Annotated in this window: 9 protein-coding genes; 1 reads left to right on the forward strand and 8 read right to left on the reverse strand. The window is 68.4% G+C overall.

Annotated features, from left to right (window positions below):
• The 6 genes from AOZ49_RS14850 to AOZ49_RS14875 all read right to left on the reverse strand — a co-directional run.
• On the reverse strand, positions 1–758 hold a 758-nt coding region (locus tag AOZ49_RS14850), incomplete at its 3' end, for an ABC transporter permease (RefSeq protein ID WP_054476155.1).
• A gap of 9 nt (positions 759–767) precedes the next feature.
• Positions 768–1,709, reverse strand: a complete 942-nt coding sequence (locus tag AOZ49_RS14855) for an ABC transporter permease (RefSeq protein ID WP_006391414.1) — start codon at positions 1,707–1,709, stop codon at positions 768–770.
• Positions 1,710–1,735: 26 nt separating this feature from the next.
• On the reverse strand, positions 1,736–3,301 hold the full coding sequence (locus tag AOZ49_RS14860; RefSeq protein ID WP_054428992.1) for an ABC transporter substrate-binding protein: 1,566 nt from the start codon (positions 3,299–3,301) through the stop codon (positions 1,736–1,738).
• Positions 3,302–3,384: 83 nt separating this feature from the next.
• Positions 3,385–4,890 (reverse strand): M81 family metallopeptidase, encoded by a 1,506-nt coding sequence (locus AOZ49_RS14865; RefSeq protein WP_054428991.1) that lies wholly within the window; start codon positions 4,888–4,890, stop codon positions 3,385–3,387.
• A gap of 78 nt (positions 4,891–4,968) precedes the next feature.
• On the reverse strand, positions 4,969–6,465 hold the full coding sequence (locus tag AOZ49_RS14870; RefSeq protein ID WP_054428990.1) for a CoA-acylating methylmalonate-semialdehyde dehydrogenase: 1,497 nt from the start codon (positions 6,463–6,465) through the stop codon (positions 4,969–4,971).
• 96 nt (positions 6,466–6,561) lie between these two features.
• Complete coding sequence (locus AOZ49_RS14875) at positions 6,562–7,887, reverse strand: omega-aminotransferase AptA (protein WP_054428989.1); 1,326 nt, start codon at positions 7,885–7,887, stop codon at positions 6,562–6,564.
• Between the two features lie 172 nt (positions 7,888–8,059).
• On the opposite strand from AOZ49_RS14875, the gene AOZ49_RS14880 reads away from it, so the two are divergent.
• Complete coding sequence (locus AOZ49_RS14880; protein WP_054428988.1) at positions 8,060–9,478, forward strand: aminotransferase-like domain-containing protein; 1,419 nt, start codon at positions 8,060–8,062, stop codon at positions 9,476–9,478.
• Between the two features lie 72 nt (positions 9,479–9,550).
• Here the strand turns inward: AOZ49_RS14880 and AOZ49_RS14885 are convergent, their stop codons facing one another.
• Together AOZ49_RS14885 and AOZ49_RS14890 are read right to left on the reverse strand one after the other, a co-directional pair.
• Complete coding sequence (locus AOZ49_RS14885; RefSeq protein ID WP_054428987.1) at positions 9,551–10,036, reverse strand: dihydrofolate reductase; 486 nt, start codon at positions 10,034–10,036, stop codon at positions 9,551–9,553.
• A gap of 81 nt (positions 10,037–10,117) precedes the next feature.
• The gene (locus AOZ49_RS14890; protein WP_054476156.1) at positions 10,118–12,181 is read right to left on the reverse strand and encodes a putative bifunctional diguanylate cyclase/phosphodiesterase; all 2,064 of its coding nucleotides are present in this window, start codon (positions 12,179–12,181) and stop codon (positions 10,118–10,120) included.
• Positions 12,182–12,474: the final 293 nt, after the last annotated feature.

Below are 12,474 nucleotides of genomic sequence, written 5' to 3' on the forward strand. Positions count from 1 at the left end.
ATGTTGCCCCAGGAGGCGATCTCGGGCGGGATGCCCGCGCCCAGGAAGCTCAGGATGGCCTCGGTCAGCATGGCCGAGGCGAACACATAGGTGCCCTGCACCGTCAGCGGCGCGATCGTGCTGGGCACCATGTGGCGCCACAGCAGCAGCGGCAGCGGCGTGCCCAGCGCCAGCGCGGCCTCGACATAGGGCTCGCCGCGCACGGTCAGGATCTGGCCGCGCACCAGCCGCACCACCCGCGGGATCTCCGGAATGGTGATGGCCACCAGCACCGTGGTCAGGCTGGCGCCGGTCACCGACACCAGCGCGATCGCCAGCAGGATGCCGGGGATCGCCATGATGGCGTCCATGGTGCGCATGATGATGCCGTCGAGCGAGCGGAACCAGCCGGCGATGACGCCGACCACCAGTCCGATGGCGACGCTGACGACCGCGGCCCCCAGGCCCGCGATCAGCGAGACGCGCGCGCCATAGGCCACGCGCGACCAGACGTCGCGGCCGAAGGCGTCGGTGCCGAACAGGTAGTCGGTGAACGGCTGCTTCAGGCGCGCGCCGGGATTGATGAACGTCGGATCGACCGTGCCCAGCAGCGGCGCGAACAGGGCGATGGCGACGATGATGAGCAGCACCACCAGGGCCAGCATGACCGGCCAGCTCCTGAGGCCCTGGCGGATCTGGCGCCAGGCGGTGACGTGGGGCGTGCCGCCGCCGGGAAGATCGGCGGCCGCTTGCGCGGCGGCGTCGGTGGGCGTTTGCATGGCGTGGCCTCAGTATCGGATACGGGGGTCGAACACCGTGTAGGCGCAATCGACAACCAGATTGATGAACACGTAGACGAAGGCGAAGAACAACGTCAGGCCCTGGATCACGGGGTAGTCGCGCGCCAGCACGGCTTCGACCACCAGCCGGCCCAGGCCGGGGATGTTGAACACCGATTCGGTCACCACCACGCCGCTGATCAGCAGCGCGATGCCCAGGCCCACCACCGTGGCGATGGGCACGGCGGCATTGCGCAGCGCGTGGCCCAGCAGCACGCCGGTCTCGGTCAGGCCCTTGGAGCGCGCGGTGCGGATGAAGTCCTCGCCCATCACCTCGATGACGCTGGTGCGCGTGATGCGCGCGATCAGGGCGATGTACACCGTGGACAGCGCCAGCGACGGCAGGATCAGCCGGTGCAGGAACAGCCAGAAGCCATTGGCCAGCGGCGTGTAGCCCTGCACGTTGAACCAGCCCAGCTTGATGGCGAAGGCCCAGATCAGCAGGTAGCCGGTGACGAACACCGGCACCGAGAAGCCCAGCACCGAGAAGCCCATCACCGCCCGATCCAGCAGCCGGCCCTGGCGCCAGGCCGCCAGCACGCCCAGCGGAATCGCCACGATCAGCGTGAAGACCAGCGTCAGCACCGCCAGGCTGAGCGAAGGCTCGAGGCGCTGGCCGATGAGCTGGGTCACGGGCACGCCGGACATCAGCGAGGTGCCGAGGTCGCCCTGCAGCAGCTTGCCGCCCCAGATGACGAATTGTTTGACGACCGGTTTATCCAGGCCCATCGTCTGGCGTATCTGTTCGATACGCTCGGGCGTGGCGCCATCGCCCGCCATGATGATGGCCGGATCCCCCGGGCTCAGACGCAATATCGCGAAGACCACCACCGCGACCATCACCAGAACGGGGATGGTCGCGAGGAGCCGGCGTGAGACGAATGCCAGCATGTATTTCCCCCTGAACTACCTGCCCATCAAGGGGCTTTCTTGACGTTCCAGAACGCGAACACCGGCGCGTGCACCAGGCCCGAGAGCTTGGTCGTGTAGACGGTGGGCACGGACATCTGGCCCAGCGGCACGTACAGGCCTTCGTCGATGCCGATGCGCTGCAGCTCGTCGGCGATCTTCTTCTGCTCGGCCGGATCGGAGGTCAGCGCGAACTTGGTGCGCAGTTCCTCGACTTGCGGGAAGTCGGGCCAGCCGAACCAGGCGTTGTCGCCGTTGGCCGCGGCCGGGGCCGAGCGCACCGGGTCCATCACGTCGGTGGCGTACCAGTTGGTGTTGTGGATGTTCCAGCCGCCTTCGGCCGGCGCCGCCTTCGAGGCGCGGCGGGTGGCCACGCTCTGCCAGTCCATCGCCGCCAGGTTGACGTTGAAGCCGGCCTTGCGCAGGGCCTGGGCCATCACCACCGGCTGCGCCGACAGCGTGCCGACGTCGGTGGCGTGCATCACCAGGATCGGGGTGTTGTCATAGCCGGCTTCCTTCAGCAGGGCCTTGGCCTTCTCGATGTTCGAGGGCACCACCACGTCCTTGCCGATGTCCGATTCCAGCGGCGTGCCGCAGCCCCACAGCGAGGCGCAGGTCTTCCAGTACTTGGGATTGCCGACCAGCGCCTTCATCACGTCTTCCTGGCCGATGGCGTACATCGCGGCCTGGCGGATCTTCTTGTTGTTGAAGGGCGGGTACTTGAAGTTGAAGCGGTACATCGTGAAGTAGCCGACCGGGCTGAGCGACTCTTCCTTCAGGTCCTTGTTGCCCTCGACCATCGGCAGCAGGTCGTAGGGGAATTGCTCGACGAAGTCGATCTCGCCGCCCAGCAGCGCGTTGGCGGTGGTCAGGGCGTCGGGCATCACGTCCCATTCGACCTTGTCCACGTTCACCACCTTGCCGCCGGCCAGGCCGCTGGCGGGCTCTTTGCGCGGCACGTAGTCGGCGTTCTTGGCGTAGACGGTCTTCACGCCCGGCTTGAACTCGATGACCTTGAACGGACCCGAACCGGTCATGTCGGTGATCGGCTGGCCGATGGGCAGGTCGGCGATGCGCTTGGGCATCATGAACGGCGCGGTGCCGGTCGGCTTGGACAGGGCGCGCAGCGCCAGGTCCGTGGGTTCCTTCATGACGATGCGGAAGCTGTTGTCGTCGATGACCTCGATCTTGTCGGTGAATTTCAGCAGCGTGCGGCCCATGCCGTCGCCCGCGGCCCAGCGCTTGATCGACGCGACGCAGTCCTCGGCCGTGACGGGCTTGCCGTCATGCCATTTCTGGCCCGGGCGCAGCGTCATGGTGTAGGTCTTGCCGTCGGCCGAGACATCCCACTTGTCCAGCATCTGCGGCTGGATCTTGTTGTCGGCGTCGGTGGCCAGCAAGGTGTCGTAGATCATGTAGCCGTGCCACGTCGTGATGTACGCGGTGGTGGCGTGCGGATCGGTCAGGCGCAGCGGCGAGTGCATCACCGCCTTGATGACGGTGTCGGCGTAGGCGCCATGGGCCATCAGCAGGGTGGCGCCGGCGAACGCGGCCGCGCGGACGAACTTGAGCATGAAATTCCCCTTTTATGCGTAGTGAGCGGCGCGGATTGCCGCTACGTCGTTGACGCGCCGCGCCTTGGCGCGGCGTGCGAGGGTCAATCGGTTGCGGCGCCGGCAAAGACCGGGCCGCAAGGCGCCATTCTGATGCCCGGACGCAACCGTGTCCATGGTTGTTTTGCCGCATCCATCAGCATCGAGCCGGGCGCGGCGCAAACCAGGATCGTGTGCGCGATCGGCGTGAAATCCGCGCGGAAATGCGCCGAGCTTTTCACCGCCAGAATGGCCGCGCGGCGCGGCTCGACGCCGGCGAAGCGGAACATCTCCTGGTCGGCCATCTGCACCTTGTTGGACGCCACCACGATGCGCACGCCGCCGATGCGCAGACAGGCGCTGGGACCCAGGTCCATATGGAAGCCGCGGTAGAACGCGCCATGCGTATCGAAGCGCCCATCCGAAGTTTTCTCCACGATGAACTCCGCGTCCAGCGGTTCGTCGTCGGGAATACCCGAATGTCCACCTAGTGCAATGCGGACCGTTTTACCAACGCCTGCGCGATGTGCGGCCAGCGCCGCTTCCGGATCGACGATCAGTCCGATGGCGGCGTCGCGCACCTGGTGGCGGATCAAAGCCCGCAGCAGGCCGGTGGTGTCCGAACTGCCGCCCGCGCCGGGGTTGTCCTGCGCGTCGGCGATGACGACCGGGGCATTGGCCTCGCGCGCCAGGCGCAAGGCGGTGGTGACGGCGTCATCCGGTGTGTGGAGCGTGCCGCCGAAGTCGCGTTCGGCATCGAGCACCGCGCGCGCCAGCGTGTCGGCGGCCGCATCGGCCTCGGCCTGGGTGGCGCCATAGGCCCACACCGCTGGCAGGCAATCGGGGAAATCCGCCGCCGGAAAACCGGTGGCCAGCGACACGCTCTGGGCGCCGCGCGCCTCGATCTCGCCCACCATCCGGTACAGGCTGCGCGCCGGCTCGATGTCGGTCGATTGCCAGCACAGCGGAATCAGGTAGGGCAGTTGCCGCAGCGCCACGCAGGGCCGCGGCGCGCCGGCCAGGCGCCGCGCCAGCAGCGCGGCGGCGCGCTGGCCGGTCTCGGCCATGTCGATATGCGGATAGGTGCGATAGCAGACCAGCGCATCGGCGTAGCGCACCATCGCCGGTGTCATGTTGGCGTGCAGGTCGAGGCTGGCCACCACCGGCACGTCGGCGCCGACCAGCGCGCGCACGCGCTTGAGCAGTTCGCCCTCGCCGTCGTCCAGGTGCTCGGTGACCATGGCGCCGTGCAGATCGAGGTACACGCCGTCCAGCGGCATGGCCGCCTTCAGGCCCTGCAGGATCAGCGCGCTGATGCGTTCGAACGCATCCTCGGTGACCGGGCCGGACGGGCTGGCCGCGGCCCACGTGGCCGGCAGCAGCGTGTGCTGCCGCATGGCCTCGATAAAGCCGGCCACGGGAATGTTAGCCCCCGCCACGGCCTGGAACATCGCCGGGCCGCTGACCAGTCTTGGCCAGCCGCCGCCCTTGTCGGCGAAGTCTTCCCAGGCCGCGCGCGAAGGCGCGAAGGTATTGGTTTCATGCTGAAAGCCGCCGATCCCGATGCGCATCAGGATTCCCCTTGTTGTGTGTCTTTCGGCAAAACCCCGGCCGCTTTGCGGCTCGGGGCGGTGAGAGCGTCTACATGATTACTTGGCCACCGGCATGGTGAATTCCGCGCCCTTGGCGATGCTGTCCGGCCAGCGCTGCATCACGCTCTTGTAGCGCGAGTAGAAGCGGATGCCTTCCTCGCCGTAGGCGTGGTGATCGCCGAACAGCGAGCGCTTCCAGCCGCCGAACGAGTGCCAGGCCATCGGCACCGGAATCGGCACGTTGATGCCGACCATGCCCACCTTGATCTGGCGGGCGAAGGCGCGCGCCACGCCGCCGTCGGACGTGAAGCAGGCCACGCCGTTGCCGAATTCATGGGCGTTGATCAGTTCGACCGCGGCGGCGAAGTCGGGCACGCGCACCACGCACAGCACCGGTCCGAAGATCTCTTCGCGGTAGATGTTCATCGTGGGCTTGACCTTGTCGAACAGCGTGCCGCCCAGGAAGAAGCCCTTTTCCGCGCCCGGCACCTTCAGGCCGCGGCCGTCGACCACCATCTCGGCGCCGGCGGCGACGCCGTCCTCGATGTAGCCAATGACCTTGTTGCGGTGCTGCGCGGTGACCAGCGGGCCCATTTCGGCATCGCCCTGCATGCCGTCCTTGACCACCAGCGCCTTGACGCGCGGGACCAGGCGTTCGATCACCTTGTCGGCCACGTCGCCCACCGCCACGGCCACCGAGATCGCCATGCAGCGCTCGCCGGCCGAGCCGTAGGCCGCGCCCATCAGCGCGTCGGTGACCTGGTCGAGGTCGGCGTCGGGCATCACCACCAGGTGGTTCTTGGCGCCGCCCAGGGCCTGCACGCGCTTGCCGCGGCGCGTGCCTTCGGCGTAGATGTATTCGGCGATCGGGGTCGAGCCGACGAAGGACAGGGCCTCGACGTCGGGGTGCGCGATCAGCGCGTCCACGGCCTGCTTGTCGCCGTGCACCACGTTGAACACGCCCGGCGGCAGGCCGGCTTCGGTCAGCAGCTCGGCCAGGCGCAGCGAGGCCGAGGGATCGCGCTCGGACGGCTTGAGCACGAAGGTGTTGCCGCAGGCGATGGCCACCGGGAACATCCAGCACGGCACCATCATCGGGAAGTTGAACGGCGTGATGCCGGCCACCACGCCCAGGGCCTGGCGCATGCTCCAGTTGTCGATGCCGCCGCCGATCTGGTCGGAATACTGGCCCTTGAACAGATGCGGAATGCCGCAGGCGAATTCGACGATCTCGATGCCGCGCATCACTTCGCCCTTGGCGTCCGAGAACACCTTGCCGTGCTCGCGCGTGATCAGCTCGGCCAGTTCGTCCTGGTGCTTGTCCAGCAGCGCCTTGAAGTTGAACAGCACGCGGGCGCGCTTGAGCGCGGGCGTTTCGGACCAGGCCGGAAAGGCGGCCTTGGCCGAGGCCACGGCCAGCGCCACCTCATCGGTGGAGGCCAGCGGCACGGACGTGATGATCTCGCCCGTGGCCGGATTGAAACCGTCGGCGTAACGGTTGCTGCGGCCATCGTAGGGCTGGCCGTTGATGTAGTGGGAGAGGTTCTTCTTCATGGGAAAGCTCGGAGCGGGGTTCTTTGAAAATGCCGGAGGGCGGCCAGGGGCCGCCCGCCATTGCGTGCGATGCGCGGCGCCTGCGCCGCGCGGGAGTTACGCGACTTCCTTGAGCACCTTGCCGATCTGCTCGAAGATCTGGCCGATCTGGGCCTCGTCGATGATCAGCGGGGGCGAGACGGCGATGATGTCGCCGGTGTAGCGCACCATCAGGCCGCTGTCGAAGCACTTCTGGAACACTTCGGCGGCGCGCGCGCCCGGCGCGCCGGCGCGCGGCGCCAGCTCGACGCCGGCCACCAGGCCCAGGTTGCGCACGTCGATCACGTGCGGCGCGCCCTTCAGGCTGTGGGCCGCCTGCTCGAAGGCGCCGGACAGCTTGCGGGCGCGGCCGAACAGGTCTTCGCGGCGGTAGATGTCCAGCGTCGCCAGGATGGCGGCGGCCGCCAGCGGGTGGGCCGAATAGGTGTAGCCATGGAAGAATTCGATGCCGCCGGCCGGGCCGTTGACGATGGCGTCATGCACTTCGCGGCGCACCGCGACCGCGCCCGCGGGCACGGCGGCGTTGCTGACGCCCTTGGCCATCGCGATCAGGTCCGGCGTCACGCCGAAGAATTCCGACGCGGTGGCCGCGCCGAGGCGGCCGTAGGCGGTGATGACTTCGTCGAAGATCAGCAGGATGCCGTGCTTGGAGGTGATCTCGCGCAGCTTTTCCAGGTAGCCCTTGGGCGGGATCAGCACGCCGGTCGAGCCGGCCATCGGTTCGACGATCACCGCCGCAATGGTCGAGGCGTCGTGCAGCGCGACGATGCGTTCGAGTTCATCGGCCAGTTGCGCGCCCCAGGCCGGCTGGCCCTTGGAATAGGCGTTCTGCTCCAGGTTGTGGGTGTGGGGCAGGTGGTCGACGGCGGGCAGCAGCGCGCCGGAGAAGGTCTTGCGGTTGGTCGAGATGCCGCCGACCGAGATGCCGCCGAAGCCCACGCCGTGGTAGCCGCGCTCGCGGCCGATCAGGCGGGTGCGTTGGCCTTCGCCGCGGGCGCGGTGGTAGGCCAGGGCGATCTTCAGGGCGGTGTCGACCGACTCCGAACCCGAGTTGGTGAAGAACACGCGGTCCAGGCCCTGCGGCATGAAGCTGGCGACCGCGGTGGCGGCCTCGAAGGCCAGCGGATGGCCGAGCTGGAAGCCGGGGGCGTAGTCCATGATGCCGGCCTGGCGCGAGATCGCCTCGACGATCTCCTGGCGGCCGTGGCCGGCGTTCACGCACCACAGGCCGGCGGTGCCGTCCAGCACCTGGCGGCCGTCGGCCGAGGTGTAGTACATGCCCTTGGCCGACGCCAGCATGCGGGGATGCGCCTTGAACTGCTTGTTGGCGGTGAAGGGCATCCAGAGATGGGACAGGTCGGGCAACTCGGCGGGGGCGTTCATGGCGGCTCCAGGGGTAGGACAGACGCCGGAGCCCTGCGCGCGTGTCGGGCGGGCGGCCGGCGGGATGCGATTGATTCTGGTACGTCCGGCGAGGAATGAAAATATACAATCCGCGCAAACCGGGCTAACTGTATAGTTGCAAGCATGACAACTGTACAGTTAGCGTAGCGCCGTGATCGACTTCAAGCCCGTGCGTGCCCGCGGCCAGGCGCCGACCCTGGTGGACCAGGTGGTGGCGGCCGTGTTGCGCGCCATCGAGGCGCAGGAGCTGCGTCCGGGTATGTCCCTACCCTCGGTGCGCGACTTCGCGCGCCAGCACCAGGTCAGCACCTTTACCGTGGCCAGCGCCTACAGCCGCCTGGTTTCGCTGGGCTGGCTGGCCGCGCGCCCGGGCGCCGGCTACCGCGTGGCCTCGCCCGACGCGCCGCCGCGCCGGGGCGAGCCGCAGTCCTGGGAGCCGCCGCGGCTGAACGCCGCCTGGCTGCTGTCGGACATCTTCGCGGACCACTCCATCCCCATCAAGTCGGGCTGCGGCTGGCTGCCGGGCGAATGGCTCAATGAAGAAGGGCTGCACATGGCGCTGCGCCACATGGGCCGGGTGCCGGCCATGCGCATCGCCAACTACGGCCATCCCTATGGTTACGCGCCGCTGCGCGAGACCATCGCCGCCACGCTCAGCGCCCAGGGCATGGAAGTGGAGGTGTCGCAGGTGCTGCTGACCCAGGGCGTGACGCACGGGCTCGACATGGTGATCCGCACGCTGCTGCGTCCGGGCGATACCGTGCTGGTCGAGCAGCCGGCCTACGCCAACCTGCTGCAGATGCTGCGCCTGGCCGGGCTGCGGGTGGTGCCGGTGGCGCGCACGCTGGACGGGCTGGATTGCGAGGCGCTGGAGCAGGCCGCGTCGCAGCACCGGCCGCGCGCGCTGTTCGTCAACACCGCCCTGCAGAACCCGTCGGGCGCCAGCATCAGCATGGCCAACGCCTTCCGTATCCTGCAACTGGCCGAGCGCCACGGGCTGTGGGTGGTCGAAGACGACATCTCGCGCGAACTGGCGCCCGGCGTCACGCCCATGCTGGCGGCGCTCGATGGCGGCCGCCGGGTGGTCTACCTGGGCGGCTATTCCAAGGTCATCAGTCCCTCGGTGCGGGTGGGCTACGTGGTGGCGCACCGCGACCTGGCGCGCGACATCGCCCGCACCAAGATGGCGGTGGGCCTGACCTCGCCGGAGATCATGGAGCGCATCGTGCACCAGGTCATCCGCGAAGGCCGCTATCGGGCGCACATCGAACGCACCCGCGAACGGCTGGCCCAGGCCCACGCGACGGTGGCGGGGCTGATGGCGCAGCATGGGTTCGAGATCTATGCGCGGCCGCAGGCGGGCCTGTTCCTTTGGGCCAAGGTGGCCGGCCAGTGGCGCGCGCGCGGCGCCAACGGCCTGGCTGGGCTGGCGCTGAAGGATGGCATCTGGCTGGCGCCGGGGTCGTACTTCGAGGCCGACGAGGCCGATACGCCGTGGGTGCGTTTCAACGTGGCGTATTCGGAAGCCCCGGCGTTGTGGCGCTTCATGCGCAACGAGGGCGCGGCGTAGTCGTTCCGGCGGGACGTCCCGGCGCGGCCGGGAGCGGCGGCAACCCGGCCGCCGTCATCGCCAGGGTTGGGTTCAGGCGCGTTCGTACGTCACGAAGTCGTAGCGGTAGCCGTTTTCCTCGGGCTGCGCCTCGCGCGCGGTTTCGCGCCACTGGAAGCCGGGCAGCAGCGGGAAGAAGGCGTCGCCCTCGACTTCGGCATGGACTTCGGTGGCCAGGATGCGGCTGGCCAGCGCCAGGGCCTGCGTGTAGATCTGCGCGCCGCCGATGACGAAGGCTTCGGCGCTGTCGCCGCAGGCGGCGATGGCGGCCTCCAGCGTCGGCACCACGGTGGCGCCCGCGGCCTCGAAGGCGGGGTTGCGGCTGATGACGATATTGGCGCGGCCGGGCAGGGGGCGGCCCAGCGAGTCCCAGGTCTTGCGGCCCATGACGATGGGATGGCCCAGGGTGCTGCGCTTGAAGTGCGCCAGGTCGCCCGGCAGTTTCCAGGGCAGGGCGTTGTCGCGGCCGATGGCGCGGTTGGTGGAATAGGCGACGATCAGGGTCAGGCGGGCGGACATGCGGGCGGGGCGCTCAGGCAAGGGGGGGGCGGCATGGCCGGCGGAAAGACCCCAAGCGTAGCAAATCTGGCCGGCGCCGTTTCAGCTGGAGGCGTGTTCCAGGAATTCGTCGGCCGGCATCGGCTTGCCCAGCAGGAAGCCCTGCAGCGAATCGCAGCCCAGGCCGGTCAGGAATTTCTGCTGCGCGGTGGTTTCCACGCCCTCGGCCACGATGCGCAGGTTCAACTGCTGCGCCAGCGCGACGATCGCCGAGATGATGGCGGCGTCCTCGTTGTCGTTGTCCAGCTGGTTGACGAAGCCGCGGTCGATCTTCAGCTCGGTCGCGGGCAGGCGCTTCAGGTACAGCAGGCTGGAGTAGCCGGTGCCGAAATCGTCGATCGAGATGGTCACCCCCAGTCCCGACAGGCGCTTGAGCACCGTCAGGCTGGCCTCGGCGTCGCGCATCGCGGTCGATTCGGTCACTTCCAGCGTCAGGCAGGCGGGCGGCACGTCGTGGCGCGCCAGCGCGCTGCGCACGGTCTCGACCAGGCCGGAATGGGCGAACTGCAGCGCCGAGATGTTGACGGCGATGGTCCAGTGACCCTGTCCGGCGTTGATCCACTCGCGCATCTGGCGGCAGGCTTCGTTGATGACCCATTCGCCGATCGACAGGATCAGTCCGGTCTTTTCCGCCGTGGGAATGAACTGGTCGGGGCCTACCAGGCCGCGGGTCGGGTGGTTCCAGCGCAGCAGCGCCTCGGCGCCCATGATGGGGCCGGCGGGCGCTTCGTACTTGGGCTGGTAGTGCAGCACGAACTGGTCGCGCTCCTGCGCCAGGCGCAGGTCGTGCAGCAACTCGATCTGCTCGTGCGCGTCGGCGTTCATCGACGGCTCGAAGAAGCTGTAGCCGGTGCCGCCCAGGCGCTTGGCGTGGTACATCGCGGCGTCGGCGTTGGTCAGCAGGGCGTGGGTGTCCTCGCCGTCGTTGGGGTAGATGGCGATGCCGACGCTGGAGGTCACCAGCACTTCGTGGCCGTACACCATGACGGGGCGGGCGATCGCCTCGATCAGGCGGTCCGCCACGTTGGCGGCGTCGGTCGGTTCCACCACTTCGCTGAGCACGATGAATTCGTCGCCGCCGAGCCGCGCCACGGTGTCGTGGGTGCGCAGCGTCTGGCGGGTGCGCTGGGCCAGGTCGATCAGCAGGGCGTCGCCGGTATGGTGGCCGTAGGCGTCGTTGACCGCCTTGAAACCGTCCAGGTCGAAGAACAGCACCGCGAAATAGCCCTTGCGGCGGCTGGCGCTCTCGATCGCCTGCTCCAGCCGGTCTTCCAGCAGGATGCGGTTGGGCAGCTTGGTCAGGGTGTCATGCAGCGCCAGCTGCACCAGTTCCTCGTTGGCCTCGGCCAGCGACGAGGCCAACGCCGAGGTGCGGGCTTCCAGGCGGTTGTCCAGCACCGCCACCACCAACGCGATGGCCAGCACGCTCAGGGTCACGGCGGTGACGGCGATCGCCAGCCAGCCGGCCGAGATGCCGGTGTTCGCCGCCATGCAGATGCTGTCGGCGGGGAAGCCGGCGGCCTTCATGCCCGTGTAGTGCATGCCGACGATCGCCAGCCCCATCACCACGGCCGCCAGCGGCCGCGACAGCGCCACCCGCGGGCCGTCGTGGCGCAGGCGGTAGGTGATCCAGAGGGCGGCGCCCGAGGCCGCCACCGCGATGGCGATGGACAGCGTGAACCAGGTCGGGTCATAGATGATGCCCGGCATCATCCGCATGGCGGCCATGCCGATATAGTGCATGGCGGCGATGCCCGCGCCCATCAGCAGGGCGCCCACGATCAGCCGGCGCCAGGGTAGGTCGTCCTTGCAGACGATCCACAGCGCGAAGGCGGAGCAGCCGATGGCGATGGCCAGCGACAGCAGCGTCAGCGGCAGGTCGTAGCCCATCGGGATGGGCAGGTTGAACGCCAGCATGCCGACGAAGTGCATGGACCAGATGCCGATGCCCATGGCGAGCGCGCCGCCGGCCAGCCAGTAACGCGCCGCCGGCAGTCCGTTCGCCGCCCTGACGCGGTTGGCCATACCCAGCGCCGTGTATGACGCCAGGATGGCGACCCCTAGGGATACGAGGACGAGCGAAGGGTTATATGTTCCAACGAGCATTTTTGGGGTCCTGTCCTGAGCGCATACAGCCGCCGCGCCGGCCTCAATTCAAATCAATTAGTAGTCAACAGTTGCAAACGAGCCGCAAGAGGATCCTGCTGTCGACGCTGGCGATTTACGTACTCACTAGTCTGGATGGGGGGTGCGGCGCTGCACTGCAGGCGGTCGGCGAGGTCGGGCGGCTTGCCCGGCTACGCGGCGAGTGGCAGGCACGGCGCGACATGGGCCGTTCAGAAACCAAGGCGCGCAGGGCTTGATGGCCGCGCGTCCGAGGCTAAGGGATGGGTTATACC

It is taken from the genome of Achromobacter sp. 2789STDY5608615, from assembly GCF_001298995.1.
GTDB classification, from domain to species: domain Bacteria; phylum Pseudomonadota; class Gammaproteobacteria; order Burkholderiales; family Burkholderiaceae_B; genus Achromobacter; species Achromobacter insuavis.

Excerpts from the sequence above, each read along its gene's own strand:
- AOZ49_RS14875 (WP_054428989.1), bottom strand. The coding sequence starts at position 7,887 with ATGAACGCCCCCGCCGAGTTGCCCGACCTGTCCCATCTCTGGATGCCC.
- AOZ49_RS14870 (WP_054428990.1), bottom strand. The coding sequence starts at position 6,465 with ATGAAGAAGAACCTCTCCCACTACATCAACGGCCAGCCCTACGATGGC.
- AOZ49_RS14890 (WP_054476156.1), bottom strand. The coding sequence starts at position 12,181 with ATGCTCGTTGGAACATATAACCCTTCGCTCGTCCTCGTATCCCTAGGG.
- AOZ49_RS14860 (WP_054428992.1), bottom strand. The coding sequence starts at position 3,301 with ATGCTCAAGTTCGTCCGCGCGGCCGCGTTCGCCGGCGCCACCCTGCTG.
- AOZ49_RS14855 (WP_006391414.1), bottom strand. The coding sequence starts at position 1,709 with ATGCTGGCATTCGTCTCACGCCGGCTCCTCGCGACCATCCCCGTTCTG.
- AOZ49_RS14865 (WP_054428991.1), bottom strand. The coding sequence starts at position 4,890 with ATGCGCATCGGGATCGGCGGCTTTCAGCATGAAACCAATACCTTCGCG.
- AOZ49_RS14885 (WP_054428987.1), bottom strand. The coding sequence starts at position 10,036 with ATGTCCGCCCGCCTGACCCTGATCGTCGCCTATTCCACCAACCGCGCC.